The 26754-nt window shown below is 70.6% G+C and carries 29 protein-coding genes and 1 riboswitch; of the genes, 12 read left to right on the top strand and 17 right to left on the bottom strand.

Features of this window, described 5'->3' with window-relative positions; translation table 11 throughout:
* Nucleotides 1–228: 228 nt before the first annotated feature.
* The 4 genes from thiE to ACWC1K_RS36850 form a co-directional block, all read right to left on the bottom strand.
* Nucleotides 229–885: a thiamine phosphate synthase gene (gene thiE, locus ACWC1K_RS36835; protein WP_450837257.1), complete on the bottom strand. Its 657-nt coding sequence runs from the start codon at nt 883–885 to the stop codon at nt 229–231.
* Nucleotides 886–1044: 159 nt separating this feature from the next.
* Nucleotides 1045–1416: an Rv2175c family DNA-binding protein gene (locus ACWC1K_RS36840; RefSeq protein ID WP_351469871.1), complete on the bottom strand. Its 372-nt coding sequence runs from the start codon at nt 1414–1416 to the stop codon at nt 1045–1047.
* 91 nt (nt 1417–1507) lie between these two features.
* A complete protein-coding gene (locus tag ACWC1K_RS36845; protein ID WP_450837258.1) occupies nt 1508–2749 on the bottom strand; it encodes an NAD(P)/FAD-dependent oxidoreductase in 1242 nt (413 codons plus the stop codon).
* Nucleotides 2750–2781: 32 nt separating this feature from the next.
* Nucleotides 2782–3132, bottom strand: coding sequence for a hypothetical protein (locus tag ACWC1K_RS36850; protein WP_450837259.1), 351 nt, complete (start codon nt 3130–3132; stop codon nt 2782–2784).
* 53 nt (nt 3133–3185) lie between these two features.
* A riboswitch (TPP riboswitch) is annotated at nt 3186–3297 on the top strand.
* On the opposite strand from ACWC1K_RS36850, the gene thiO reads away from it, so the two are divergent.
* The 6 genes from thiO (at nt 3295) to ACWC1K_RS36880 (ending at nt 8966) form a co-directional block, all read left to right on the top strand.
* Nucleotides 3295–4449 (top strand): glycine oxidase ThiO, encoded by a 1155-nt coding sequence (thiO, locus tag ACWC1K_RS36855; RefSeq protein ID WP_450837260.1) that lies wholly within the window; start codon nt 3295–3297, stop codon nt 4447–4449. Its footprint overlaps the riboswitch before it by 3 nt.
* Nucleotides 4446–4646: a sulfur carrier protein ThiS gene (gene thiS / locus ACWC1K_RS36860; RefSeq protein WP_450837261.1), complete on the top strand. Its 201-nt coding sequence runs from the start codon at nt 4446–4448 to the stop codon at nt 4644–4646. Before thiO ends, thiS begins: the two co-directional genes overlap by 4 nt.
* Before the next feature lie 3 nt (nt 4647–4649).
* Complete coding sequence (locus tag ACWC1K_RS36865) at nt 4650–5444, top strand: thiazole synthase (protein WP_365838123.1); 795 nt, start codon at nt 4650–4652, stop codon at nt 5442–5444.
* A 118-nt stretch (nt 5445–5562) separates the two neighbouring features.
* The gene (gene pknB, locus ACWC1K_RS36870) at nt 5563–7488 is read left to right on the top strand and encodes a Stk1 family PASTA domain-containing Ser/Thr kinase (protein ID WP_450837262.1); all 1926 of its coding nucleotides are present in this window, start codon (nt 5563–5565) and stop codon (nt 7486–7488) included.
* Nucleotides 7489–7522: 34 nt separating this feature from the next.
* Nucleotides 7523–8392, top strand: coding sequence for a deoxyribonuclease IV (locus ACWC1K_RS36875; protein WP_450837263.1), 870 nt, complete (start codon nt 7523–7525; stop codon nt 8390–8392).
* A gap of 76 nt (nt 8393–8468) precedes the next feature.
* Entirely contained in the window at nt 8469–8966 is a 498-nt protein-coding gene (locus tag ACWC1K_RS36880) for a DUF4396 domain-containing protein (protein ID WP_450837264.1), read from the top strand.
* Nucleotides 8967–8982: 16 nt separating this feature from the next.
* On the opposite strand, the gene ACWC1K_RS36885 is transcribed toward ACWC1K_RS36880, so the two are convergent.
* Nucleotides 8983–9630: a sulfite oxidase-like oxidoreductase gene (locus tag ACWC1K_RS36885; protein WP_450837265.1), complete on the bottom strand. Its 648-nt coding sequence runs from the start codon at nt 9628–9630 to the stop codon at nt 8983–8985.
* 174 nt (nt 9631–9804) lie between these two features.
* Between ACWC1K_RS36885 and bfr the strand changes: the two genes are divergently transcribed.
* Entirely contained in the window at nt 9805–10284 is a 480-nt protein-coding gene (gene bfr / locus ACWC1K_RS36890) for a bacterioferritin (RefSeq protein ID WP_351469901.1), read from the top strand.
* Here the strand turns inward: bfr and ACWC1K_RS36895 are convergent.
* Complete coding sequence (locus ACWC1K_RS36895) at nt 10281–10514, bottom strand: (2Fe-2S)-binding protein (RefSeq protein WP_450837266.1); 234 nt, start codon at nt 10512–10514, stop codon at nt 10281–10283. The two genes, bfr and ACWC1K_RS36895, sit on opposite strands and share 4 nt — an antisense overlap.
* 136 nt (nt 10515–10650) lie before the next feature.
* Nucleotides 10651–12003 (bottom strand): class II 3-deoxy-7-phosphoheptulonate synthase, encoded by a 1353-nt coding sequence (locus tag ACWC1K_RS36900; protein ID WP_450837267.1) that lies wholly within the window; start codon nt 12001–12003, stop codon nt 10651–10653.
* A 105-nt stretch (nt 12004–12108) separates the two neighbouring features.
* On the opposite strand from ACWC1K_RS36900, the gene ACWC1K_RS36905 reads away from it, so the two are divergent.
* Together ACWC1K_RS36905 and ACWC1K_RS36910 are read left to right on the top strand one after the other, a co-directional pair.
* The gene (locus ACWC1K_RS36905) at nt 12109–12165 is read left to right on the top strand and encodes a trp operon leader peptide (RefSeq protein WP_078912442.1); all 57 of its coding nucleotides are present in this window, start codon (nt 12109–12111) and stop codon (nt 12163–12165) included.
* Nucleotides 12166–12285: 120 nt separating this feature from the next.
* Nucleotides 12286–14142, top strand: a complete 1857-nt coding sequence (locus ACWC1K_RS36910; RefSeq protein ID WP_450837268.1) for an anthranilate synthase family protein — start codon at nt 12286–12288, stop codon at nt 14140–14142.
* Between the two features lie 17 nt (nt 14143–14159).
* Here the strand turns inward: ACWC1K_RS36910 and ACWC1K_RS36915 are convergent, their stop codons facing one another.
* From ACWC1K_RS36915 to ACWC1K_RS36930, 4 genes are all read right to left on the bottom strand, one after another.
* Entirely contained in the window at nt 14160–15188 is a 1029-nt protein-coding gene (locus ACWC1K_RS36915) for a 6-phosphofructokinase (protein ID WP_389069525.1), read from the bottom strand.
* A gap of 138 nt (nt 15189–15326) precedes the next feature.
* Nucleotides 15327–16016, bottom strand: a complete 690-nt coding sequence (locus ACWC1K_RS36920) for a response regulator (protein ID WP_450837269.1) — start codon at nt 16014–16016, stop codon at nt 15327–15329.
* A complete protein-coding gene (gene macS / locus ACWC1K_RS36925) occupies nt 16013–17242 on the bottom strand; it encodes a MacS family sensor histidine kinase (RefSeq protein ID WP_450837270.1) in 1230 nt (409 codons plus the stop codon). The genes ACWC1K_RS36920 and macS overlap by 4 nt, the downstream gene beginning before the upstream one ends.
* Before the next feature lie 26 nt (nt 17243–17268).
* Nucleotides 17269–18021, bottom strand: a complete 753-nt coding sequence (locus tag ACWC1K_RS36930; protein WP_450837295.1) for a 1-acyl-sn-glycerol-3-phosphate acyltransferase — start codon at nt 18019–18021, stop codon at nt 17269–17271.
* A gap of 155 nt (nt 18022–18176) precedes the next feature.
* Between ACWC1K_RS36930 and ACWC1K_RS36935 the strand changes: the two genes are divergently transcribed.
* Nucleotides 18177–18956 carry an alpha/beta hydrolase gene (locus tag ACWC1K_RS36935; protein ID WP_450837296.1) on the top strand — a complete coding sequence of 260 codons (780 nt, stop codon included), beginning with the start codon at nt 18177–18179 and terminating at the stop codon, nt 18954–18956.
* Entirely contained in the window at nt 18949–19515 is a 567-nt protein-coding gene (locus tag ACWC1K_RS36940) for a hypothetical protein (RefSeq protein WP_450837271.1), read from the top strand. Before ACWC1K_RS36935 ends, ACWC1K_RS36940 begins: the two co-directional genes overlap by 8 nt.
* On the opposite strand, the gene ACWC1K_RS36945 is transcribed toward ACWC1K_RS36940, so the two are convergent.
* The 6 genes from ACWC1K_RS36945 to ACWC1K_RS36970 all read right to left on the bottom strand — a co-directional run bounded on the left by ACWC1K_RS36945 (nt 19512) and on the right by ACWC1K_RS36970 (nt 24615).
* A complete protein-coding gene (locus ACWC1K_RS36945) occupies nt 19512–20273 on the bottom strand; it encodes an endonuclease/exonuclease/phosphatase family protein (RefSeq protein WP_450837272.1) in 762 nt (253 codons plus the stop codon). The two genes, ACWC1K_RS36940 and ACWC1K_RS36945, sit on opposite strands and share 4 nt — an antisense overlap.
* A gap of 126 nt (nt 20274–20399) precedes the next feature.
* Entirely contained in the window at nt 20400–21353 is a 954-nt protein-coding gene (locus ACWC1K_RS36950) for an ROK family glucokinase (protein WP_450837273.1), read from the bottom strand.
* Between the two features lie 129 nt (nt 21354–21482).
* Entirely contained in the window at nt 21483–22016 is a 534-nt protein-coding gene (locus tag ACWC1K_RS36955) for a DUF5304 domain-containing protein (protein ID WP_450837274.1), read from the bottom strand.
* Nucleotides 22017–22073: 57 nt separating this feature from the next.
* Nucleotides 22074–23246, bottom strand: a complete 1173-nt coding sequence (locus ACWC1K_RS36960; RefSeq protein ID WP_450837275.1) for an ArsA family ATPase — start codon at nt 23244–23246, stop codon at nt 22074–22076.
* A gap of 56 nt (nt 23247–23302) precedes the next feature.
* Entirely contained in the window at nt 23303–23746 is a 444-nt protein-coding gene (locus ACWC1K_RS36965; protein ID WP_389069545.1) for an SRPBCC family protein, read from the bottom strand.
* Between the two features lie 113 nt (nt 23747–23859).
* On the bottom strand, nt 23860–24615 hold the full coding sequence (locus tag ACWC1K_RS36970) for a metallophosphoesterase family protein (protein WP_185124410.1): 756 nt from the start codon (nt 24613–24615) through the stop codon (nt 23860–23862).
* A gap of 337 nt (nt 24616–24952) precedes the next feature.
* On the opposite strand from ACWC1K_RS36970, the gene ACWC1K_RS36975 reads away from it, so the two are divergent.
* The gene (locus tag ACWC1K_RS36975) at nt 24953–26749 is read left to right on the top strand and encodes an AMP-dependent synthetase/ligase (protein WP_450837276.1); all 1797 of its coding nucleotides are present in this window, start codon (nt 24953–24955) and stop codon (nt 26747–26749) included.
* The last annotated feature ends 5 nt before the right edge of the window (nt 26750–26754 follow it).

Consider the following 26754-nt stretch of genomic DNA (forward strand, 5'->3'; position numbering starts at 1 on the left):
GGATGGGGGACATTTGCCGGATTTGTCTATTTGTTGTCCACCTATCGGACAACCTGGCGGACATTTTTCGGACAAGCAGCCGGACATTCCGTCCGACAAGCTGCCACGCATTCCGTCGGACAACCTGCCGGATTCTCATCCGACAATCCGTCTGACGCCCATCGGACAATACGGCGGACGGCGGGCCTCGACCGGACCTGCGCCACGACGGTCCCGGATCGGGCCGCGCTACGCGCTTCGCAGTCGCTTCGCGAACTCCTGCGCCGCCGCGCCCGGATCGTCGGCCTCCGTGATCGCGCGGACGACCACGACGCGGCGGGCGCCCGCTTCGAGCACCTCATCGAGGTTGCCGAGGTCGATGCCGCCGATGGCGAACCAGGGGCGCTCGGTGCCCAGGGAGGCGGTGTACCGGACCAGGTCGAGACCGGGGGCGTGGCGGCCGGGCTTGGTGGGGGTCGGCCAGCAGGGGCCGGTGCAGAAGTAGTCGACGCCCTCCTGGACGGCGGCCGCGGCGGCCTCGGACTCGGCGTGGGTGGAGCGGCCGATGAGGACGGCCTCACCGAGGATCGCGCGGGCCGCGGGGACCGGGAGGTCGCCCTGGCCGAGGTGGAGCACGTCGGCGCCGGCGGCATGCGCGACGTCCGCGCGGTCGTTGACGGCGAGCAGCTTGCCGTGGCGGGCGCAGGCGTCGGCGAAGACCTTCAGGTGCTCCAGCTCCTCGGCGGCCTCCATGCCCTTGTCGCGCAACTGCACGATGTCGACCCCGCCCGCAAGGACGGCGTCCAGGAACTCCGGCAGGTCGCCCTGGCGCCTGCGAGCGTCCGTGCAGAGGTAGACGCGGGCGTCGGCGAGCTCGGCGCGTGCGGCGGTGGCGGTGTCGGGCATACGAGCGTCCCCCGTGGGTGTCGTTCCTGGTCGGCGGCGTACGGGCTACGGGCCGGCCGTGGCCGTGGGTTCTGCGGGCCGCAGTGGACCACGGCCGCGGCCTTGCCTGCGCGGACCGCGGCCCGTACGCCGGACGGTGTTCGGTTCAGTCTGTTCGGATCAGACGGCGAGCGCCTGGGCCCGGCGCTTCACCTCCGTACCGCGATTCTCGCTCAGCGCCTGCGCGGGGGTGCCGGGCAGGCTGTCGTCGGGGGTGAAGAGCCACTCGATCATCTCTTCGTCGGTGAAGCCGTCGTCCCTCAAGAGCGTCAGGGTGCCGGTCAGGCCCTTGACGACCTTCTGCTCGGCCTCGTCGATGAATGCGGCGGGGACGTGCAGTGCGCGGTTCTCACCTCGGCGTACGGCGATGAGCTGGCCCTCCTTGACCAGCTGTCGCACACGCGTCACCTCGACATCGAGCATCTCTGCGATGTCGGGCAGGGTGAGCCAGGCGGGGACGAGAGCATCGATCTTTGCGTCAATCTCGGTCACGCACTCAAGCCTGCCATCCCGCACTGACAGTCGGAAGCCAGAACCGCCCGACCTGGGGTTTCGCCGGCCCTCGTGGCCGCCGTCCTGCGTACTACGCCGTGGCCGTCTTCATGGGCCGCGCCGGGTCCGCGAGCAGCTCCGGGTCCATCGGGGTGCCCGCCTCGATCAGCCGTCTGCCCTGCGCGAGATCCCTCGGCCTGCCGACCGCCAGCAGGGCGATCAGGCGGCTCTCGCGCAGCCAGCAGACGGACCAGGCGGGGCCCGAGGGGTCGCCGCGCCACAGGGTCGTGTCGGCGGCGGCGTGGTGGCCGGCGTACTGGACGAAGCGGCCGAACTGCTCGGACCAGAAGTAGGGGACCGGGTCGTAGACGGCGGGCGGCTCCGCGGTGGCCTCGCCGATGATGTTCGCGGCCACCGTGCGCGGGCCCTGGAGGGCGTTGTCCCAGTGGTGGACCAGCAGCCGTTCGCCGTACCGCCCCGAAGGGAAGGAGGCGCAGTCGCCGACGGCGTAGACGTCCGGTGCCGAGGTGCGCAGGCGGGCGTCGGCGAGGACCTCGTGGTGCGCGCCGAGCTCGATGCCGGCGCCTGCCAGCCAGGCCGTGGCGGGGCGTGCGCCGATGCCGACCACGACGGCACCGGCGGGCAGCCGGGAGCCGTCGTCGAGGACGACCGCGCCGGGCTCGATGTGCTCCACGCGCGCGTGCGTACGCAGTTCGGCGCCCGCGTCGGCGTACCAGGCGGCCATAGGGGCGGCCACCTCGGCCGGCAGCGCGCCGGCGAGCGGCCGGTCCGCGGCCTCGACGACGGTCACCGCACAGCCCGCCTCGCGCGCGGCCGTGGCGAACTCCGCGCCGATCCAGCCCGCCCCGACGACCACGATGTCGTGCTGCCTGGCCAGCACGGGCCGCAGCCGCTCGGCGTCGTCCAGGGTGCGCAGCAGATGCACGCCGGGCACACCCTCGGTGCCGGGCAGCGTGATCGGTTCGGCACCGGTCGCGAGGACCAGGACGTCGTACGGCACGGTCCCGGTCTCGGTGTCCAGTTCGTGCTCGCCGGGACGAACGCCGAGCACTTCGCACCCCAGCCGCAGTTCGATGCCGAGCGCCTCGAAGTCGACGTCGAAGGCGGACCCCTCGGACTTGCCGAGCAGGACGGCCTTGGACAGCGGCGGCCGGTCGTAGGGCTGATGGGGCTCGGCGCCGAGCACCGTCACGGTCCCGGTGAAGCCCTGTTCGCGCAGGGCGACCGCGGTCTGGACACCGGCCATGCCCGCACCGACGACGACCACGCGCCGCCCCGGTGACGTGCTCTCTTCCCGCGTCTGCTCGCTCACCTGATCACCATAGACAACTGACTATTCGTCAGTCAGGAGTCGTGCTCAGTGACCTGCTCCACAACACTCGTTCCGCTGCCGGACTGCGACTCCCACTGCCAGGTCTCCTCCAGCCGCACCCGGCCGTCCGGCAGCTCCACGACAGCCGAGACGCAGTGCCCCGAGGAGGTCGTCCCGTCGTTCTTCAGCTGGACGTACCGGAAGTCCAGCCGGTCACCTGACCGAGTACCCACCAGATGCCCGCGCACGACGTCGCCGCCCGCGTACTCGGCCCAGATCTCGCCGCCCTGCTCGTGGTACCTGAACCGGGTCCGCGTACCCACCTGACCTGGGGCCTGGTCGGCGACGGGGGCGAGGACGAGGCCGTCCAGCGAACGCGGCATGACGGAAGGCTCCCTTACAGAGGCGCGGCGGGTCGGGCTAGGGTGGCCAACGTACAAGCACTCGCGGGAGCCCGGACGCACCGGGCTGAGAGGGAGGCTGGCGGCCTCCGACCGTACGAACCTGATCCGGGTCATGCCGGCGAAGGGAGGGGCTGGACGCCCATGTCGTCACGTACGTCAGACGTCCTCGTCATCGGGGGCGGAATCATCGGCCTGGTCACGGCCTGGCGGGCCGCGCAGCGCGGTTTCGCCACGGCCGTCGTGGACCCCGAGCCGGGTGGCGGGGCCGCCCAGGTGGCCGCGGGGATGCTGGCCGCGGTCACGGAGCTGCACTACGGCGAGCAGACCCTGCTCGGCCTGAATCTGGAGTCGGCCCGCCGCTACCCGGACTTCGCGGCCGAGCTCACCGACCTCACCGGCCAGGACCTCGGCTACCGCCAGTGCGGCACGCTCGCGGTCGCCCTGGACGCCGACGACCGCGCCCATCTGCGCGAACTGCACGCGCTGCAGCGGGAGTCGGGTCTGGAGTCGGAGTGGCTGTCGGGGCGCGAGTGCCGACGCCTGGAGCCGATGCTCGCCCCTGGCGTGCGCGGTGGCCTCCGGGTGGACGGCGACCACCAGATCGACCCTCGAAGGCTGGCACGCGCGCTGGTCGTCGCGTGCGAGCGGGCCGGAGTGGTGTTCCACCGGGCGTGGGCCGAGCGGTTCCATGTCGTACGGGACCGGGCCGCCGGCATCACCACGACCGACGGCACCGAGCTGGGCGCGGGCCAGGTGGTGCTGGCCGCGGGCAGCCTCAGCGGGCGGCTGCCGGGCGTCCCGGACGACGTCCTGCCGCCCGTGCGGCCGGTGAAGGGGCAGGTGCTGCGGCTGACCGTGCCGAAGCGGTACGCGCCGTTCCTGAGCCGCACGGTGCGCGCGGTGGTCCGCGGCAGTCACGTCTACCTGGTGCCGCGCGAGAACGGCGAGCTGGTGATCGGCGCGACCAGCGAGGAGCTGGGCTGGGACACGACGGTGACCGCGGGCGGCGTGTACGAGCTGCTGCGCGACGCGCACGAGCTGGTCCCCGGCATCACCGAGCTGCCGCTGACGGAGACCCGGGCCGGTCTGCGCCCCGGCTCCCCGGACAACGCGCCCTTGCTCGGCCCGACACAGCTGCCCGGTCTGCTGCTGGCCACCGGCCACTACCGCAACGGCGTGCTGCTCACCCCGGTCACCGGCGACGCGATGGCGCACGCCCTGGCCACCGGTGAACTCCCGGACGAGGCACGCCCGTTCACTCCCAAGCGTTTCGCGCTCCTGGAGCAGCCCGCATGATCATCTCCGTCAACGGGGAGCCCCGCCAGTTCGCTTCCGGCACGGCTCTCGACACCGTCGTCCGCGCGCTGACCCCGGCTCCCTCAGGAGTGGCAGCCGCCCTGAACGAAACCGTCGTCCCGCGCGCGCAGTGGCCGTCGACGTCCCTGTCCGAAGGGGACCGCGTCGAGGTCCTCACCGCCGTCCAAGGAGGCTGACCCATGGCCGACGACCCCTTTGTCATCGGCGGTACGTCCTTCACGTCCCGCCTGATCATGGGCACCGGCGGTGCCCCGAGCCTCGATGTGCTGGAGCGGGCGCTGGTGGCGTCCGGCACGGAGCTGACGACGGTCGCGATGCGGCGCGTGGACCCCTCGGTGCACGGCTCGGTGCTGTCCGTCCTGGAGAAGCTCGGGATCCGCGTGCTGCCGAACACGGCGGGCTGCTTCACCGCCGGGGAGGCCGTGCTGACCGCCCGCCTCGCGCGCGAGGCGCTCGGCACCGAACTGATCAAACTTGAAGTGATCGCCGACGAGCGCACCCTGCTGCCGGACCCGATCGAGCTGCTGGACGCGGCCGAGACCCTGGTCGACGACGGCTTCACCGTGCTGCCGTACACCAACGACGACCCGGTCCTCGCCCGCAGGCTGGAGGACGTCGGCTGCGCGGCGATCATGCCGCTGGGCTCGCCGATCGGCTCCGGGCTCGGCATCCGCAACCCGCACAACTTCCAGCTGATCACCGAGCACGCGCGCGTGCCGGTGATCCTGGACGCGGGCGCCGGTACGGCCTCGGACGCGGCGCTCGCCATGGAGCTGGGGTGCGCCGGTGTGATGCTCGCCTCGGCGGTGACGCGGGCGCAGGAGCCGCAGCTGATGGCCGAGGCCATGAAGCACGCGGTGGAGGCGGGCCGCCTTGCGTACCGGGCGGGCCGTATCCCGCGCCGCCACTTCGCGGAGGCGTCCTCGCCGCACGAGGGGCGTGCGCACCTGGATCCCGAGCGCCCCGCGTTCTGAACGCGCGTTCGACAGGATCCGGAAGTCGGTGCGACGTCCGTCACAGCTCGGCTGCAGTCCCGCTCCGATCTCACCCGAACCGGCAGCCCTGTCAGTCGCGGCTCGTACACTCACCTGCGTGGATACGACCCTTCAGGACCCTCTGGTCGGGCAGGTGCTCGACGGGCGCTATCGCGTGGACGCGCGCATCGCGGTCGGCGGGATGGCCACGGTCTACCGGGCCCTGGACACCCGCCTCGACCGCGTGCTCGCGCTCAAGGTGATGCACCCGACGCTCGCGGCCGACGGCACCTTCGTCGACCGGTTCATCCGCGAGGCGAAGTCGGTCGCAAGGCTCGCGCACCCGAACGTGGTGCAGGTCTTCGACCAGGGCACCGACGGGTCGTACGTCTACCTCGCCATGGAGTACATCGCCGGCTGCACCCTGCGTGACGTGCTGCGCGAGCGCGGGGCGCTGCAGCCGCGCGCCGCCCTGGACATCCTGGAGCCGGTGCTCGCCGCGCTCGGCGCCGCGCACCGCGCCGGGTTCGTGCACCGGGACATGAAGCCGGAGAACGTGCTGATAGGGGACGACGGCCGGGTCAAGGTCGCCGACTTCGGGCTCGTGCGGTCCGTGGACACGGTCACCAACACCACCGGCAGCGTCCTCGGCACGGTCTCCTACCTCGCTCCCGAGCAGATAGAACACGGCACGGCCGACCCCCGGGTCGACGTGTACGCGTGCGGTGTCGTCCTGTACGAGATGCTGACCGGCGACCGGCCGCACGGCGGGGACTCCCCGGCCACCGTCCTCTACAAGCACATCCACGAGGACGTGCCGCCCCCGTCGGCCGCCGTGCCGGGGTTGGCGTACCCCCTGGACCAGCTGGTCGCGTCGGCGACCGCGCGCGTCCCGGACATGCGTCCGCAGGACGCGGTGTCGCTGCTCGCGCAGGCTCGCGAGGTGCGCGCCGCGCTCGGCCAGGACCAGCTGGACGCGGTGCCGCCGCAGGCCGTCGGCGCGGACCACCGGAACATCTCCGAGGACCGTACGAGCGTGATCCCGCGCTCGCTGACGGTGCCGCGCCCGCTGCCGGTGAACGAGGACGACGGCGGGATCCACCGCACCAGCCTGCTGGAGAGTCCCCCGCCCCTGCCTACGCGGCGCCGCACTGCTCGCTCCCGGCGCGGTCCGCTCGCGATCCTCGTCGCCGTACTGCTGGTCCTCGGAGTCGGCACGGGCGTGTGGTACATCAACTCGGGCCAGTTCACCAAGGTCCCGTACGTGCTGGCGAAGACCCAGACGCAGGCCACCCAGCAACTGCAGAAGGCGGGCCTCGATCTCGGCGCGGTCAAGCACGCGTACAGCGACACGGTGCAGCGGGGCACGGTCATCAGCTCGGACCCCGCGCCCGGCACCCGCGTCCGCGACAACAGGGCGGTGGCGCTCACCATCTCCGACGGCCCGGAGACCGTGCGGGTGCCCGACGTGTCGGCGCGGACGCTGGCCGAGGCGAGGGCCCGGCTGAAGAAGAGCGGGCTCGAGCCGGGCATGGTCACCCGGGAGTTCAGCGAGGACGTCCCCAAGGGCTCGGTGATCTCCACGACCCCCGAGGCGGGCACCGAGCGGCACGCGGGTGCGGCGATCGCCCTGGTCGTCAGCAAGGGCAGCCCTGTGGACGTCCCGGACGTCACGGGCGAGGACCTGGAAAGCGCGAAGTCCGACCTGGAGGACGCCGGCCTGACGGTGAAGGTCGCCTCCGCGCGGATCAACTCCGAGTACGACAAGGGCCAGGTCGCGGCGCAGACGCCCGCGGGCGACAGCAAGGCCGCCGACGGCGACACGGTGACGCTCACGCTGTCCAAGGGCCCCGAGATGGTCGAGGTTCCGGACGTCACCGGTGACAGCGTGGACGACGCGCACAAGGCCCTGGAGGGCGCCGGCTTCAAGGTCGACGAGGACCGCGGTCTGCTCGGCCTGTTCGGCGACACCGTCAAGAACCAGTCCGTGAAGGGCGGGGACACGGCACCCAAGGGGTCGACGATCACCATCAAGATCCGGTGACGGAGCAGGTCGCAGCGCATGACACCCTGAACGGGTGAAGAGTCAGCAGTCCCGCAACCCCGTCGGCGGCCACGTCCCCGTGGCCGGCGGCCTCCACTCCGTCGGTCTGTCCTACGCCCACGATCTCAAGGCCGAGACCGTGCAGGTCTTCGTCGCCAACCCGCGCGGCTGGGCCACGCCCGCCGGCAATCCGCGGCAGGACGAGGCGTTCCGCGAGGTGTGCGCGACCGAGTCGATCCCGGCGTACGTCCACGCCCCGTACCTGATCAACTTCGGCTCGCACACCGAGGCGACCGTGGAGAAGTCGGTGGAGTCGCTTCGGCACTCGCTGCGGCGCGGGCGGGAGATCGGGGCGCTCGGCGTGGTCGTGCACACGGGCAGCGCGACGGGCCGCCGGGACCGGTCCGTGGCCCTGAAGCAGGTACGGGAGCATCTGCTGCCGCTGCTGGACGAACTCACCCACGACGACGATCCGTTCCTGCTGCTGGAGTCGACGGCCGGGCAGGGCGCCTCGCTCTGCTCGCGGACCTGGGACTTCGGGCCGTATTTCGAGGCCCTGGACGCCCATCCGAGGCTGGGCGTCTGCCTCGACACCTGCCACATCTTCGCGGCCGGCCACGACCTGACCGGCCCGAGCGGTATGCACCAGACCCTCGATCTGCTGGTGGACACGGTCGGCGAGGGCCGGCTGAAGCTGATCCACGCGAACGACTCCAAGGACGTGGTCGGCGCGCACAAGGACCGGCACGAGAACATCGGCGCAGGTCACATCGGCGAGGACCCGTTCCGGGCGCTGATGACCCACCCCGCCACCGAGGGCGTACCGCTGATCATCGAGACGCCCGGTGGCAAGGAAGGGCATGCGGCCGATGTGGAGCGGCTGAAGAAACTGCGCGATTCCTGATCCGTTCCGGAATACCCCTGGGGGGTATACGGTTCCTGCTCGGTACAGGAACCGTCACCTGACACTGGGGGCAGTCATGCAGCACGAGGCACACGCGCACACACCCGCCCACGCGGACGCGCACCATCACCCGGCGGCCGCCACCTGGAGCATGGCCGCGCAGGCCACCCTCCACTGCCTCACCGGCTGCGCCATCGGTGAGGTGCTGGGCATGGTGATCGGCACGGCCTTCGGCTGGGGCAACGTGGCGACGACGGTGCTGGCGATCGTGCTCGCGTTCCTCTTCGGCTACTCGCTCACGCTGCGCGGGGTGCTGCGGGCCGGCGTCGACTTCCGTACGGCCTTCCGGGTGGCGCTGGCCGCGGACACCCTGTCCATCGCCGTGATGGAGCTGATCGACAACGGCGTGATCGTGCTGTGGCCGGACGCCATGGACGCGGAACTGGCCGACCTGCTCTTCTGGGGGTCGCTCGCGATCTCGCTGGCGCTCGCCTTCTTCGTGACGACGCCCGTCAACAAGTGGATGATCGGCCGCGGCAAGGGCCATGCCGTGGTGCACGGGTACCACCACTGACCGCCGAGGACCGGGATCAGAGCTCGGGGCCCTCCCCGGGCTCCTCCTGGTAGGAGTAGCGCTGCTCCTTCCACGGGTCGCCGACGTTGTGGTAGCCGCGCTCCTCCCAGAAGCCCCGGCGGTCGGCGGTCATGTACTCCACGCCGCGCACCCACTTGGGGCCCTTCCAGGCATACAGATGGGGCACGACGAGGCGCAGCGGGAAGCCGTGTTCCGCGGTCAGCAGTTCGCCGTCCTTGTGGGTGGCGAAGATGGTCCGCTCGGAGGCGAAATCCGCCAGGCGTAGGTTCGCACTGAACCCGTACTCGGCCCACACCATCACATGGGTGACCGTGGGTGCGGGCGGTGCGATCTCAAGGATCGTACGAGCCGGAATGCCGCCCCATTCGGCGCCGAGCATGCTGAACTTCGTGACGCAGTGCAGGTCGGCCACGACGGTGGTGTACGGCAGAGCCGTGAACTCCTCGTGGGTCCAGCAGTGCTTCTCGCCGTCCGCGGTGGCGCCGAAGACCCTGAACTCCCAGCGCTCCGGGCGGAACTTGGGAACGGGCCCGTAATGCGTGACCGGCCAGCCGCGCTGCAGACGCTGGCCCGGGGGAAGCTCGGACTGTGCTGCTCCTCCTGAATCGCGTTCTCCCGATTCACGCTCCACCGGCTGACCCATGACTCCATCCTGACAGACCGCGGACGGTGCACTTGACCGCCCCCGCCAAACCGGGGCAATTAGCACTAAGCATGCACTTACTTACTAAGCGAACACTTACTGGACGATCTTCGTTGCCGGTGCAATCATGCGGCGCAACCTGCCAGTTCCCCCCGCTTGGAAGGAGCCTTAGCGATGCAGGGCGACCCCGAGGTCATCGAATTCCTCAATGAGCAGCTCACCGGCGAGCTGACCGCGATCAACCAGTACTTTCTGCACGCGAAGATGCAGGAGAACTTCGGCTGGACGAAGCTGGCCAAGTACACGCGGCACGAGTCGTTCGACGAGATGAAGCACGCGGAGGTGCTCACCGACCGGATCCTCTTCCTGGAGGGGCTGCCGAACTACCAGCGCCTCTTCCATGTGCGCGTGGGACAGACCGTCAGGGAGATGTTCGAGGCGGACCGGCAGATCGAGGTCGAGGCGATCGACCGCCTCAAGCGGGGCATCGAGGTGATGCGGAACAAGGGCGACATCACGTCCGCGAACATCTTCGAGTCGATCCTCGAGGACGAGGAGCACCACATCGACTACCTCGACACCCAGCTGGAACTGGTGGAGAAGCTCGGTGAGGCGCTGTACATCGCGCAGCTGATCGAGCAGCCGGAGAGCTAGGCCGCCTCGTCCAGCGCGCTCAGGGCCGGCTTGCCCTGGTCCGCGAGTTCACGGCGGGGCCACTCACCCCGGCCCAGCAGCACCTGGATGCGCCGTACGCACGAACCGCAGTCCGTGCCCGCCTTGCAGGCCGACGCTATCTGACGTGGGGTGCAGGCACCGTCCTCCGCGTGCTTCTTGACCTGCTGTTCCGTGATGCCGAAGCAACTGCAGACGAACACGCGGTTCACCTCCCGCCGGGATCGAAGTGGTGCCGTCCCGATTGATCGGTGAGGCTAACCTAACCTTACCCGGCGCTCTGTTCCCGCAAAAGTGCAGAGGGGCGCGGATCGCATGTGATCCGCGCCCCATCGCTGTGACCAGCCGTTACTGGTCCCGGTACATCTCCGCGACGAGGAACGCCAGGTCGAGGGACTGGCTGCGGTTCAGACGCGGGTCGCAGGCCGTCTCGTAGCGCTGGTGCAGATCGTCGACGAAGATCTCGTCGCCGCCGCCCACGCACTCGGTGACATCGTCACCGGTGAGCTCGACGTGGATGCCGCCCGGGTGGGTGCCGAGGCCCTTGTGGACCTCGAAGAAGCCCTTGACCTCGTCCAGCACGTCGTCGAAGCGGCGGGTCTTGTGGCCGGAGGCCGCCTCGAAGGTGTTGCCGTGCATCGGGTCGGTCACCCAGGCCACGGTGGCACCGGAGGCGGTGACCTTCTCGACCAGCTCGGGGAGCTTGTCGCGGATCTTGTCCGCGCCCATGCGGACGATGAAGGTCAGCCGGCCCGGCTCGCGGTCCGGGTCGAGGCGGTCGATGTACTGCAGCGCCTCCTCGGCCGTGGTGGTCGGGCCGAGCTTGATGCCGATCGGGTTGCGGATCTTCGAGGCGAACTCGATGTGCGCACCGTCCAGCTGCCGGGTGCGCTCACCGATCCACACCATGTGCCCGGAGACGTCGTACAGCTGCCCGGTGCGCGAGTCGACGCGGGTGAGCGCGGACTCGTAGTCCAGCAGCAGCGCCTCGTGCGAGGAGTAGAACTCGACGGTCTTGAACTCCTCCGGGTCGGTGCCGCAGGCCCGCATGAAGTTCAGCGCGTTGTCGATCTCCCGGGCCAGCTGCTCGTAGCGCTGGCCGGAGGGGGACGACTTCACGAAGTCCTGGTTCCAGGCGTGCACCTGGCGCAGGTCCGCGTAACCGCCCGTGGTGAAGGCGCGCACCAGGTTCAGCGTGGAGGCGGACGCGTGGTACATCCGCTTCAGCCGCTCCGGATCCGGGATCCGGGCGGCCTCGGTGAAGTCGAAGCCGTTGACGGAGTCGCCGCGGTAGGTCGGCAACGTCACCCCGTCGCGGGTCTCGGTCGGCTTGGAGCGCGGCTTGGAGTACTGGCCGGCGATACGGCCGACCTTCACGACCGGCACCGAGGCGGCGTACGTCAGCACGGCGCCCATCTGCAGCAGCGTCTTGAGCTTGTTGCGGATGTGGTCGGCGGACACCCCGTCGAAGGCCTCGGCACAGTCGCCGCCCTGGAGGAGGAACGCCTCTCCCTTGGCGACGGCCGCCATCCGGGCGCGCAGCTGGTCGCACTCGCCCGCGAAGACGAGCGGCGGATACGACTCGAGGTCCGCAACGACTGCGCGCAGAGCCTCGGTGTCGGGGTACTCGGGCTGCTGCGCCGCGGGCAGATCTCGCCAGGTGTTGCCAGCGCTCGCGCTGGTCTTAGCGTTCACGGTCACCCCGTAAACATTACGGGGTCGTGTCGAGTGCTTTTCCTCCCGCTCGACTGGTGAGACGGAGGGATCACCGTACGGACGGCGCGGTGGTGCGGTAGGGTGCACCGCATGTTCGCGCTTTCGACCCAGAACTGGTGGTGGACCGCTCATCCGGCGGCCCACTGACTGCGCGTACGCAAGACTTCGCGAAGGCCGCCCGAGGGGCGGCCTTCGGCGTTTTCCGGGGTCGTTCCTCACCGACATCGCATCGACTCGACATCGCTCGACATCGACGGAAGAGGAACCATGGATCTCGTACGGCTCCTGCAGGACCCCCGCCCTTTCGCCCTGCTTCGCCGCCGCGCCCCCGGCCACGACGAGCAGACGGTCGAGCTGTTCCTGGGCCCGGTCACCACGTACGACCGGCTGGCCGACCTCCCCGACCAGGGCCTCGCACTCGTCCCCTTCCGCCAGATCCGCGAACGCGGCTTCGACGTCCGCGACGACGGGACACCGCTGACCTTCCTCGCTCCCGAGGAGTCGTACGAGATCCCGCTCACCGATGCCCTCGCACAGCTCCCGGCGCACGACGTGCGCGTGACGGGCGGCGGCTTCGACGTCGACGACGAGGAGTACGGCGAGATCGTCGGCCGGGTGCTGCGGGAGGAGATCGGACAGGGCGAGGGCGCCAACTTCGTGATCCGGCGGACGTACGAGGGCGGGATCCCGGGGTTCTCCCGCACGGACGCCCTCGCGCTGTTCCGGCGGCTGCTGGAGGGCGAGCGGGGCGCGTACTGGACGTTCGTCGTGCACACCGGGGAGCGCACGCTGGTCGGGGCCAGTCCCGAGGTGCATGTGCGGATGTCCGGCGGCACGGTCGTGATGAACCCGATCAGCGGGACGTACCGATATCCCGCCGAGGGCCCGACGCCCGAGCACCTGCTGGACTTCCTCGCCGACGGCAAGGAGATCGAGGAGCTGTCGATGGTCGTCGACGAGGAGCTCAAGATGATGTGCACCGTCGGCGACATGGGCGGGGTCGTCGTCGGCCCGCGGCTGAAGGAGATGGCCCACCTCGCGCACACCGAGTACGAGTTGCGCGGGAAGTCCTCGCTGGACGTGCGCGAGGTGCTGAAGGAGACCATGTTCGCGGCGACCGTCACCGGCTCGCCGGTGCAGAACGCCTGCCGGGTCATCGAGCGGCACGAGGTCGGCGGGCGCGGGTACTACGCGGGCGCGCTGGCGCTGCTGGGCCGGGACGCCGGCGGCGCCCAGACCCTCGACTCCCCCATCCTGATCCGTACGGCCGACATCTCCTCCCAGGGGCATCTGCGGGTGCCGGTCGGCGCCACCCTCGTCCGCGGCTCGGACCCGGCGAGCGAGGTCGCCGAGACGCATGCGAAGGCGGCGGGCGTGCTGGCGGCCCTGGGCGTACGTCCGTCACGGCCGGGCGAGGAGCACGCGCGCGTGCGGCTCGCCGACGACCCACGCGTGCGTGCCGCGCTCGACGGGCGCCGGGCCTCGCTGGCGCCGTTCTGGCTGCGGATGCAGGAGCGGTCCCACGAGCTCGGAGGGCATGCCTTCGTGGTCGACGGCGAGGACACCTTCACCTCGATGCTCGCGCATGTGCTGCGCTCGGCCGGGCTGGAGGTGACCGTCCGGCGCTACGACGAGCCGGGGCTGCGGGAGGCGGTGCTCGCGCACGAGGGCCCACTCGTGCTGGGTCCCGGCCCGGGTGACCCGTCCGACCTGGACGACCCCAAGATGCGGTTCCTGGGCGACCTCACCGCGCGGGTCATCCGTGAGCACCGGCACGGTGTGCTCGGGGTCTGCCTCGGGCACGAGCTGATCGCGGCCGAGCTGGGTCTTGAGATCGTACGGAAGGAAGTGCCGTACCAGGGGGCGCAGACGACGATCGAGCTGTTCGGGCGGACGGAGACCGTCGGCTTCTACAACAGCTTCGTGGCGCGCTGCGACGACGAGGGGGCGCAGGAGCTGGCGGCGCACGGGGTCGAGGTGAGCCGGGCGGCGAACGGGGAGGTGCACGCGCTGCGCGGTCCGCGGTTCGCGGGCGTCCAGTTCCACCCGGAGTCGGTGCTGACACTGAACGGGACGGCGATCGTGCGGGAGCTGATCGGCCAGCTGCACCGCACGACCGTGTAGCCGTCCGGGGACTGCCGTCAGCCGAAGAAGACCCCGACCTCCTCGTACAGCTCGGGGTCCACCGTCTTCAGCTTCGCCGTCGCCTCCGCGATCGGGACGCGGACGATGTCGGTGCCGCGCAGGGCGACCATCTTGCCGAAGTCGCCCTCGTGGACGGCTTCGATGGCGTGCAGGCCGAAGCGGGTGGCGAGCCAGCGGTCGAAGGCGCTGGGGGTGCCGCCGCGCTGGATGTGACCGAGGACGGTCGTGCGGGCTTCCTTGCCGGTGCGCTTCTCGATCTCCTTGGCGAGCCATTCGCCGACCCCGGACAGGCGGACATGCCCGAAGGAGTCCAGCGACTCGTCCTTGAGGACCACGTCGCCGTCCTTGGGCATGGCGCCCTCGGCGACGACCACGATCGGGGCGTACGAGGCCTTGAAGCGGGAGGTGATCCAGGCGCAGACCTGTTCGAGGTCGAAGCGCTGCTCGGGGATGAGGATCACGTTGGCGCCGCCGGCGAGGCCGGAGTGCAGGGCGATCCAGCCGGCGTGCCGGCCCATCACCTCGCAGACCAGGACGCGCATGTGGGACTCGGCGGTGGTGTGCAGACGGTCGATGGCCTCGGTGGCGATGCCGACCGCGGTGTCGAAGCCGAAGGTGTAGTCGGTGGCGGACAGGTCGTTGTCGATGGTCTTCGGTACGCCGACGACGGGGACGCCGTACTCGTCGGTGAGGCGCGCCGCGACGCCCAGGGTGTCCTCGCCGCCGATCGCGATGAGCGCCTCGACCTCCTGCTTGGCGAGGTTCTCCTTGATCCGGCGGATGCCGTTCTCCTGCTTCAGCGGATTCGTGCGCGAGGAGCCGAGGATGGTGCCGCCGCGCGGCAGGATGCCGCGCACGGCGGGGATGTCGAGGCGGACGGTGTCGCCTTCGAGGGGTCCGCGCCAGCCGTCCCGGTAGCCGACGAAGTCGTAGCCGTACTCCTGCACGCCCTTGCGGACGATGCCCCGGATGACGGCGTTGAGTCCGGGGCAGTCGCCGCCTCCGGTCAGTACTCCGACCCGCATGGAAATGTCCCTTCGCCGCAGTTGCCTGGTGACAGCCACGCTAATGGTGATCCAGGTCACAGAGGGATGGGCGGGAAGGGCAATTCCGGTGAATCGGCGGGCGGTTGGTTTACCCGCCGTCAAGCTCCCGTGGCACTGTCACTCGTCGTCGAGTCCGCGCTCTATGGCGTACCGGACGAGCTCCACCCTGTTGTGCAGCTGGAGCTTGCCGAGGGTGTTCTGGACGTGGTTCTGGACCGTGCGGTGGGAGATGACCAGGCGTTCGGCGATCTGCTTGTAGCTCAGGCCCTTGGCGACCAGGCGCAGCACCTCGGTCTCACGGTCGGTGAGCTGCGGGGCGCCCGGCTGGTCGGTGTCCGCGGCGGGCGCGGGCTCGGAGGCGAGCCGGCGGTACTCGCCGAGGACCAGCCCGGCCAGGCCCGGAGTGAACACCGGGTCGCCGACGGCCGTGCGGCGCACCGCGTCCAGCAGCTCGTCCGTGGACGCCGACTTCAGCAGATAGCCGGTGGCGCCGGACTTCACCGCCTCCAGGACGTCGGCGTGCTCACCGCTCGCCGACAGCACGAGGACGCGCAGCGCGGGGTTGTGGCCGACGAGCTCCTTGCAGACCTGGACGCCGGGCTTGGCGGGCAGGTTCAGGTCGAGCACGAGCACATCGGGGCCGGCGGCCTTGGCGCGGCGCACGGCCTGGTCGCCGTCGCCCGCGGTGGCGACCACGTCGAAGCCGGACTCGGTCAGGTCGCGGGCGACGGCGTCGCGCCACATGGGGTGGTCGTCGACCACCATGACCTTGATCGCGCCCTGCCGCTCGTCGGTCGAGTCCGTCATCGCCGCTCTGCCTTCCCCCGTGGGTCCTTCGCGTCCTTCGGTACTTTCAGTTCGACCTCCGTGCCCTGCCCGGGCACCGAGATCAGTTCGGCGCTGCCGCCGAGGTCGCGCAGCCGGCCGCGGATCGACAGGGCGACGCCGAGCCGCCCCTCCCCCTCGGCCTGCGCGAGCCGGCCCTCGGGGATGCCGGGTCCGTCGTCCCGTACGGTCACCACGACCTCACCGGGCTCGTCCTCGACGAGGATCCACGCGCGCGCGTCCTCGCCGGCATGCCTGCGCACGTTGTCCAGGGCGGCGCCGACGGCCGCGGCCAGTTCCCTCGCCGCGGCCCTGGGCAGCAGAACAGCCGCTCCCGGTTCGGCGAAGCTGACCTTCGCGGCGGCGTACGGGGCGAGCAGCGCCCGCAGATCGACCGGGCCGTCCTCGTCGTACGAGGGCTCCTCCACGGCCCGTACGACCGCTCCCTCGGCGGCGTCCTCCGACACCCGGGAGACGGGGACCAGCCCGCCGGAGACCAGGGTGCGCAGCGCGACCTCCTGCTCGCCCGCCATCCGGCCCAGCTCGGCCGCCTCGCCGCCGAGGACCGTGCCCCTGCGCTGCACCATGGCCAGCACCTGCAGTACGCCGTCGTGGATGTCCCGGGCGAGCCGCTCCCGCTCCCGGGTCGCGGCCTCGATCTCCAGGGCCCGGGCGAGGGTGCGCTCGGAGGCGCGGGCGACCTCGACGACGTAGCCGATGGCGATGGAGGCGACCCAGACCAGGATCACGTTGTGGACGGTGTCGCGGGCGGGGGCGCCGCGCTCGATCAGATTGGCTGCGGCGACCGGCGTCGACGCGAACGCGGCCCAGCGCCAGCCGCCCTTGATGGCGTACGCGAGGACCGAGCCGGCGGTCCATATCGACGGCAGGGTGGGGCCGCCGTTGTGGATGTGCTGGCCGTTGGCGGCGAGCGGGGTGAGGAGGATGCCGGTGAGCGCGACGGCGAGGTCGACCGCGAGGAAGCGCTTGGTGCAGGCGGCCGCGCTCTGGACGCGGGGCAGGGTGGCGAGCGTCCACAGGAACAGGACGACGTAGTAGGCGATGGCGACGCCCGCGTGGTCGTACTCGTCGTAGGCGGTGGCGAACAGGCCGACCGCGTAGAGCATCGTGAGCACCCGGTAGGCGGTGAGCGCACGCCACAGCGGCTGCTCGACCGACATCCTCATGACACGCTCGCGCTTGGGCATGTCCCCCACCCCCCTCGACCGAGAGCCTAGGCCCCGGACTTCTCCTTCTTGGCCTGTTCCTTGGCCTGTTCCTTGGCCTGCTCCTTGGCCTGCTCCTTCTCGGCCTTCGCCGCCTCCGCGATCTGCCTCTTCGCCGCGGTCGCGTACATGTCGACGTACTCCTGGCCGGAGAGCTTCATGATCTCGTACATGACCTCGTCGGTGACCGCGCGCAGCACGAAGCGGTCGTGCTCCATGCCCTGGTAACGGCTGAAGTCGAGGGGCTTGCCGATGCGGATGCCGGGGCGCATCAGCTTGGGCATGACCTTCCCCGGCGGCTGGATCTTCTCCGTGTCGATCATCGCGACCGGGATGACCGGCGCGCCGGAGGCGAGCGCCACGCGCGCGAGGCCGCCGGGCTTGCCCCGGTAGAGGCGGCCGTCGGGCGAGCGCGTGCCCTCGGGGTAGATGCCGAACAGCTCGCCGCGCTCCAGGACCTCCAGGCCGCTCTTGATGGCCGCCTCGCCCGCGCCGCGCGCGCCGGAGCGGTCCACCGGGAGCTGGCCGACGCCCTTGAAGAAGGCGGCCGTCAGCCGGCCCTTGACGCCCGGCGTGGTGAAGTACTCGGCCTTCGCGATGAAGGTGACCTTGCGGTCGAGGACCGCGGGCAGGAAGAACGAGTCGGAGAAGGAGAGATGGTTGCTCGCCAGGATGGCGGCGCCCTCCGCCGGAATGTTCTCCAGGCCTTCCACCCAGGGCCTGAAGGCGACCTTCAGCGGTCCCCCGATGGCAACCTTCATCGTGCCGTACAACACCCGTGTGCCTCCTGTTTCCGTCGGTCAGACCTTAACCCGGAGCACTGTCGAAGGATCCGACGACCCTGGTCGGTGTCAGTGCGGTCGCGTACGGTGAAGCACCTGGACTTCACGTCACTCTCATGAACAGGAGACCGATGGTGCCGGTCCTTCCTGGAGCCGAGCCGTACCGCCACGAGGGCGGGGAGGTCGGCGTCCTGCTCTGCCACGGCTTCACCGGTTCCCCCCAGTCGCTGCGCCCCTGGGCCGAGTATCTCGCCGAGCACGGCCTCACGGTCTCGCTGCCGCTGCTGCCCGGGCACGGCACCCGCTGGGAGGACATGCAGCTCACCGGCTGGCAGGACTGGTACGCCGAGGTGGACCGCGAGCTGCGGTCCCTGCGCGAGCGCTGCAGCGAGGTGTTCCTGGCCGGCCTGTCCATGGGCGCCACCCTGGCGCTGCGTCTGGCGGCGAAGCACGGGGAGGCGGTCGCCGGCGTGATGGTCGTCAACCCGGCGAACCGCATGCACGGCTTTTCCCCGTACGCCCTTCCCGTGGCCCGCCATCTCGTGCGCACCTCGAAGGGGATCGTCAGCGACATCGCGAAGGAGGGCAGCGCCGAGCTGGGGTACGACCGGATTCCGCTGCACGCGGCGCACTCCCTGCGGAACTTCTTCCGGCTGGTCGACGGCGACCTGCCGCAGGTCACACAGCCGCTGCTGGTGCTGCGCAGCCCGCAGGACCATGTCGTACCGCCGGCCGACTCGGCGCGGATCCTCGGCCGGGTCTCGTCGAGGGATGTGACGGAGATACTCCTGGAACAGAGCTACCACGTGGCGACGTTGGACCACGATGCGGACCGGATTTTCGAAGAGAGCCTCGCGTTCATCGGCCGGCTCGCACCCAGTGTCGGCAAGGAAGGGACGGCCGCAGGTGGCTGAGCACGACTCGGACCGCGAGGACCGCGAGCCGGAGGAGCAGGGCGTCCCCTTCGACGAGGACGCCGCATGGGCCGCGATCGTCGCCGGGTACGGCGAGGAGCCGAAGGACCCACCGGGCACCAAGCCGTTCAAGTCGATCGAGGACCTGGCGCTGCTGGAGCCGGAGACCAACGACGACTCCGAGGGTGAGGCGCCGAGGCAGGAGAAGCCGAAGAAGCCCCTGGGCGGCTCGGTGTCCTTCGCGCCCGGCGTCGGCCCGCGCGACTACACGGCCGCCGAGCCGTCCGAGGACGACTTCGACGAGGACGACGAGGGCCACTTCGTCCCGCCGGAGCCGCCGCCGCTGCCGACCGCCGACACGACCGCGAAGTTCGCCTGGCTGGGCGTGATCGGCGGTCCGATCCTGCTCCTGCTGGCGGTGCTGCTCAGCTGGGACATGACCTGGTGGCTGGCCACGCTCGGCATCGGCGGCTTCCTGGGCGGCTTCGCCACGCTGGTGATGCGGATGAAGACGGACGACGAGGACGACGACGATCCGGGGCGCGGAGCCGTCGTCTAACCAGCAGGGACATCGCGGGCAGGGATCTTGAGGGCGGCCAGGACCGGAAGGTGGTCCGTGGCCGCCCTCAGGTCTGTCTCCGTCACTCCGGGGTGGCCGACGGGGACACCGCAGCCGAGCACCTCGATGCCCTTGGTGGCGAAGATCGCGTCGATGCGCTGGTACGGGGTCGCGGGCGTCGAGGTGTACTCGCTGCCCCAGGGGGAGGTGGCCCAGCAGTCCTGCAGACCGTCGGCGAGGCGGCGGAAGGTGCGGCCGGTGGGACGGTCGTTGAGGTCGCCCCCCGCGATCGCGTGCTCCACTCCGAGGCCGGCCAGACGGTCGAGGAGCATGCCGCCCTGCTCGTACCGCTCGTCCGCCTGCAGGGAGAGGTGGTAGCTGACCACACCGAGGCGTGCGCCACCGAAGCGGACCACTGCGGTGGCGAAGCCGCGGCGGTGCAGGCCGGGGGTGAGCGGGAGGAGGACGTCCTCGGTGCGCTCGACGGTGGCGCGGAGCGTGCAGAGGATCGCCGGGCCGGAGGCGGTGGCGCCTCCGGTGAGGACGACCTGGCCTGCGGCCGATGCCAGACGGGCCAGTTTCTTGCGCCAGCGGAAGAAGCGGGGGGCTTCCTGGATGAGGACCAGGTCGGGGGCGCAGGCACTGATGATGCGGGCCAGGGCCGCTGTGTCGTCGCGCATCGAGCGGATGTTGTAGCTCAGGACCCTGATGACGGCTGAACCGTCCGGTTCCGTGTGGGAGTTGGGCAGCAGCTCCATGTGGATCAATCTACGCCCAATGGCCCGAGGCGCGAGGTTCATGGGCGACTACCGGTCGTATGTGGCTTGTCGCGCAGTTCCTCGCGCCCCTCAAACATCCAGGCGCCGCAGCCGGAAAAGTGAACGTCACATGATGGGGTCGGGCTCGCGGGCCAGGTCCGCTGCTCCGACCAGCCCCGCCTTGTTGCCCAGTTGGGCGGCGATGACCTCGGCCACCGGGCGCCAGTTGCCGCCCACCAGCCAGCGCTTGTAGGACTTGCGGATCGGGTCGAGGACCAGTTCGCCCTCGTCCGAGAGGCCGCCGCCGACGATGAAGGCGGAGGGGTCGAAGAGGGAGGCGAGGTCCGCGAGGCCCGCGCCGGCCCAGCGGGCGAGTTCGCGGTAGGAGTCGACGGCGACCGGGTCGCCCTGGCGGGCGGCCATGGAGATGTGCTTGCCCTCGATGCCGTCGGGGCTGCCGTCACCGAGGCCGAGCAGGATCTCGGCGCTCTCGGGGGTGGCGTTGGCGCGCTGCTTGGCGTATCTGACGAGGGCGCGTCCGGAGGCGTACTGCTCCCAGCAGCCCTGGCTGCCGCAGCCGCACAGCAGGCCGTCGGGCACCATGCGGATGTGGCCGAACTCGGCGGCCACGCCGTAGTGCCCGCGGCGCAGCTTGTTGCCGATGATGATGCCGCCGCCGAGGCCGGTGCCGAGGGTGATGCAGATGACGTTGCGGTGGCCCTTGCCCGCGCCGAACTTGTACTCGCCCCATGCGGCCGCGTTGGCGTCGTTCTCCACGACGACCGGGAGGCCCACGCGGGCCTCGACCTTGGCCTTCAGCGGCTCGTTGCGCCAGTCGATGTTGGGCGCGAAGTAGACCTCCGAGCGCTGGCGGTTGACGTAACCGGCCGCACCGATGCCCACGCCCACGATCTCGTGCCCGGCGTGCGCGCCCTCCACGGCGGAGGCGATGGCGTCCACGATCGCCTCGGGCGTGCCCGGGGTCGGCACCTTGAACGTGGAGAGGATGTTGCCTTCCTCATCGACCACGCCGGCCGCGATCTTGGTGCCGCCGATGTCGACGCCGATGGTGAGTCCCATGAATCCCTCAGTTTCGGTCGAGCCCCGCTACGGCCAACCGTACCCGAGGCCCTGCCGCCAAGGCCTCGACGTCCAATCGCTGGGAAGGCGGGGACCGAACGACAAGGCCTGAGGGAGGGGTCGAGGGAGTCAGTCCAGGTCGATGCGTTGCCCGGGGCCGGTGCCGCCCTCGTCGCCGTCCCGGCGCTCGTCCAGATCCTTGTGCAGGTCCGTCGTACGGGTCGTCCAGCGCTGTTCCTGGGCCTGGACCGCGGAGCGGTAGGCGGCAAGCAGTTCGTTGCCCGCGGCGGCGAGGTGGTCGAAGACGTCCGGATTGCGTTCGATGACGGGTTCGACCGCGGCCTTCGCCTGCTGGACGACCTGCTTCACCACCTGCTGGGCGGCCGGTCCGGCGACGGCTCCGAGCAGCGGCGACTGGATCGACGACAGCTTCTCCGAGACGGCGTCGACCAGTTTGCGCAGTTCCTCGCCGGCCGAGATCGGCGGCTGGCCGTGCTCGGCGCGGCGGCGGGCCTTCTCCGCCGCGAGGTCCTCGGCGCACGCCTTCGCCCAGGCGTCGGCGTCGGTCGCCCGCTCCCCCACGCTCGAATTCGCTCGCGCGGGGGGAGCCCCATCGTCGACCACGTCGTTGCCGGAGTCTGACGGGGGGAGCTCTTCGCTCATGACGACCTCCTGACTACGGTTCGTCTCTACGACGTTACCCGAATGGGCGTAGCCGGTTCACGGCCTCTCCGGCCACAGATCCGGGTCGGGCGCGAACCGGATGCGCAGTTCGCCCTCCCGCAGCGCGGCCCCGTCCACGGTGCAGCGGCGCAGGACGGACGGCAGCGGCACGATACGGCGGAACGGGCCTGCCGCGACGACGAGTTCGTCGCCGCGCCTGATGAGGTCCAGGTCGTCGCGTATGGCGCCGGGCAGCGGGAGGTGCCACACGAGCACGCCGTCGTCGGCGAGCCGGTCGGCGACGGGCCACTCGACGGTGGAGGTCGTGCCGTTGACGTCCAGGGTGCCGGTGACGGCGAGCGCGGCGAGGTCGTCCGTGCCGCGCGGGTCCCGGCCGAGGTGGGCGACCGTCCGGACGTCGTACGGCTCCTGCCACTCGTCCAGGACCTTGCGCTGCTGGGCGACGAGCCCGGCGAGCCAGCCGTTCGCCTCGGGCAGCACCCGGTTGGCGACCAGGACGTCGGTGCGCAGTCCGCGCAGGGCGAGGGCGAGGCCGGCGGAGTGTACGGCGTCGGCGCCGGCCGGCCCGGGTTCGGCGACCAGCCGTACGACGGTGTCCCGGTCGGCGAGGACCGCCTCGACGGCGCCGAGCTCCGTGTCCCAGCGGGCGGCCGTCTCGTACAGCCACTCGGAGGGCATCGGGACCCCGGCCAGCCGCCCGAGGACGGGCCGCAGGGCCCGCGCCGCCTGCCGCTCGGGCGGCAGCAGCCGGCGCAGATAGCGGCGCAGCTCTTCGGGCAGGGCGAGCAGGGCGAGCGCCTGGGGGGTCGGAGGCAGATCGACGACCAGCAGGTCATGGGCCTCCGCGAGAGCCGCGTCCCGCAGCGCCCGCAGCAGGTTCAGCTCCTCGGCGCCGGGAAGGGGCGTGACCTCCTCGGCATCCAGCCGAGAGGCCCCGAGCAGATCGAGGACGTTGGCCGCGCGTTCCTGAAAAGCGCTGAGATCATCCCGAAAGCCGGCAGCGGCGTCGGGGCGCCAGGCGGTGAGGTTCGGGGCGACGGTGACCGGGGCCGGTCCCGTCGCCGCACCGAGCACGGCACCCAGGGTGTCAGTGCGGTCGGCACTGAGGACGAGGGTGCGGGTGCCGTTGCCGGCGGCCCGCAGGGCGGTCGCGGCGGCAACGGTCGTACGCCCGGAACCGCCAGGGCCAGTGATCAGGATGGTGCGCATGAGGCTGAACGGTAACCGAGACCCCGCAAGCCGGACGCACCCCTACGGCGGGACCCCTACTTCTCCCCCGACTCCACCCGCTTCTTGAGCCCGGCCAGGGCCCGGTCAATGATGACCTTCTCAGCCTTCCGCTTGATCATCCCGAGCATCGGGATCTTGACGTCCACCGTCAGCTGATAGGTGACCTCGGTCGCCCCGGCCCCCACCGCCTTCAAGATGTACGACCCGTCGAGCGCCCGCAGCATCTGCGACTTGACCAGGGTCCAGGAAACCGAGTTCTCACCGGTCCAGGTGTAGGCCAGCACCTGGTCGTCCTTGATCGCGCCGGCGTCCATGACGAGGCGGACCTGCTCGGCCCGGCCCTGGGCGTCCGTCTCGAGGACCTCCGCCTCCTTCACCTCACCGGTCCAGTCCGGGTAGCGGGCGAAGTCTGCGATCACCCCCATGACATCGGCCGGTGCCGCCTCGATCGTGATGCTCGAGCTGGTGTGTTCCGCCATCGCTGTGGCTCCTCCAGATGCGGGCCGGTAAAGAGGTCGTCGTGCGCACGGTGCGCGCAGCGTGAAGGCTACCGCGCACGTCGGCGGCCGCCTTCACCCCCACCTGCGTTCCTTCACCATTCAAGAGCCCAGGGCTTCCCGGTCCCCGCGAAGTGCCCCACGTTCACGCACTCCGTGGCCCCGATCCGCATGCGCCGTGCCAGGGGCTGGTGGACGTGACCGAACAGCGCGTACCGGGGGCGGGTGCGGCGGATCGCGTCCAGGAGCGCCCGGCTGCCCCGCTCGAAGCGGCGCGCCACCGTGTCGTAGACCAGCTCGGGAACCTCCGGCGGGATGTGGGTGCACAGCACGTCCACCTCGCCGACGGCCTCGATCTTCGCGGCGTACTCCTCGTCGCTGATCTCGTACGGGGTGCGCATGGGGGACTTGAGGCCGCCGCCGACGAAGCCGAAGGTGCGGCCGCCGATCTCCACGCGCTCGCCGTCGAGCACGGTCGTGCCGGGGCCGGCGTACTCGGGCCACAGGGGCGGCATGTCGACATTGCCGTAGGTGGCGTACGTCGGTGTCGGGAAGGCCGCGAACATCTCGGCGTATTGCTTGCGCACCGCCTGCTCGATCGCGGCGGCCCGGTCCGTGCCGATGCCGCCCCACAGCCGGGCGCCGAACTCCCGCGCCTCCTGGAAGCGCCGGGCGGTGCGCAGCTCGACGATGCGGTCGGCGTTCTCCTCGCCGAACAGGTCGGGGAAGATCCCGCGCGAGTGGTCGGCGTAGTCGAGGAAGAGGACCAGGTCGCCCAGACAGATCAGGGCATCGGCACCCTCGCCGGCTCGGGCCAGGTCACGGGCGTTGCCGTGCACGTCGCTGACCACGTGGACGCGTGTCCTGCGGTTGCCGGGCGGTGTGGATGCCATGACGATCAAGGGTAAGCGTGTGCGGTGTACGTGAACAGTGGCGGCCGGTCCTGCCGTTACTGGCCAGTCAGTTAACGGGTGGACTACCGTACGCAAAGGAACACCAACCTGTGTGACGCAGCGAACATCTCGCCGGGACCCCCTGTCGAAGAAGCCATACCGGCGGGTAACGTCCGGGCAGTCCAGTCGTGCTCAGCATTTCAACCACTGGATCTCTGAGCACCTGCCCGAGCCTTGGACCCACCGTCGCATCACACAACGTCGTGGCGCCGGCGCCTTATTAGGAGCAGCAGTCTTGCGCGAGTTCAGCCTTCCGGCTTTGTACGAGGTCCCTGCGGACGGCAATCTCACCGACATCGTCCGCAGAAACGCCGCGCAGCATCCCGACGTGGCCGTGATCGCCCGCAAGGTCGGCGGTCAGTGGCAGGACGTGACGGCGACGGCCTTCCTGGCCGAGGTGCACGCGGCCGCCAAGGGCCTCATCGCCTCCGGCGTGCAGCCCGGCGACAGGGTCGGCCTGATGTCCCGCACCCGCTACGAGTGGACGCTGCTGGACTTCGCGATCTGGAGCGCGGGCGCGGTCACCGTGCCGGTGTACGAGACCAGCTCGCCGGAGCAGGTGCAGTGGATCCTGTCCGACTCGGGCGCGACCGCCATGATCGTCGAGCTGGACAACCACGCGGCCGCCGTCGAGTCGGTGCGCGAGTCGCTGCCCGCCCTCAAGCACGTCTGGCAGATCGAGGCCGGCGCGCTCTCGGAGCTCGGCAACGCCGGCAAGGACGTCACCGACGCGATGGTCGAGGACCGCAGCTCGCTGGCGCGGGCCGACGACCCGGCGACGATCGTCTACACCTCCGGCACCACCGGCCGCCCCAAGGGCTGTGTGCTCACCCACCGCAGCTTCTTCGCCGAGTGCGGCAACATCGTGGAACGGCTGCGCCCGCTGTTCCGTACCGGTGAGTGTTCCGTCCTGCTGTTCCTGCCGCTCGCGCACGTCTTCGGCCGGCTGGTGCAGATCGCGCCGATGATGGCGCCGATCAAGCTGGGCCTGGTCCCGGACATCAAGAACCTCACCGACGAACTGGCCTCGTTCCGGCCGACGTTGATCCTCGGTGTCCCGCGCGTCTTCGAGAAGGTCTACAACTCGGCGCGCGCCAAGGCGCAGGCGGACGGCAAGGGCAAGATCTTCGACAAGGCGGCGGACACCGCGATCGCGTACAGCCGCGCGCTGGACACGCCGTCCGGCCCGTCGCTCGGCCTGAAGATCAAGTACAAGACGTTCGACAAGCTGGTCTACAGCAAGCTGCGCGCGGTGCTCGGCGGCCGCGGCGAGTACGCGATCTCCGGCGGCGCCCCGCTGGGCGAGCGCCTGGGTCACTTCTTCCGCGGTATCGGCTTCTCGGTCCTGGAGGGCTACGGCCTGACCGAGTCCTGTGCCGCCACCGCCTTCAACCCCTGGGACCGCCAGAAGATCGGCACGGTCGGGCAGCCGCTGCCGGGTTCGGTGATCCGTATCGCGGACGACGGCGAGGTGCTGCTGCACGGCGAGCACCTGTTCAAGGGGTACTGGAACAACGAGGCGGCGACCGCGGAGGCGCTGGCCGACGGCTGGTTCCACACCGGTGACATCGGCACCCTGGACGAGGACGGCTACCTCAGGATCACCGGCCGCAAGAAGGAGATCATCGTCACCGCGGGCGGCAAGAACGTCGCCCCGGCCGTGATCGAGGACCGCATCCGGGCGCACGCCCTGGTCGCGGAGTGCATGGTGGTCGGCGACGGGCGGCCGTTCGTGGGCGCGCTGGTCACCGTCGACGAGGAGTTCCTGGGCCGCTGGGCCGACGAGCACGGCAAGCCGGCGGGTTCCACCGCGGCGTCGCTGCGCGAGGACGCGGACCTGCAGGCCGCGATCCAGTCGGCAATCGACGACGGCAACGCCGCGGTGTCGAAGGCGGAATCGGTGCGGAAGTTCCGCATTCTGTCCTCCCAGTTCACCGAGGAGTCCGGCCACCTGACGCCGTCGCTGAAGCTCAAGCGCAATGTGGTGGCGAAGGACTACGCGGACGAGATCGAGGCGATCTACGCGAAGTAGCTCAC

This window comes from Streptomyces sp. NPDC001492 (assembly GCF_053597275.1).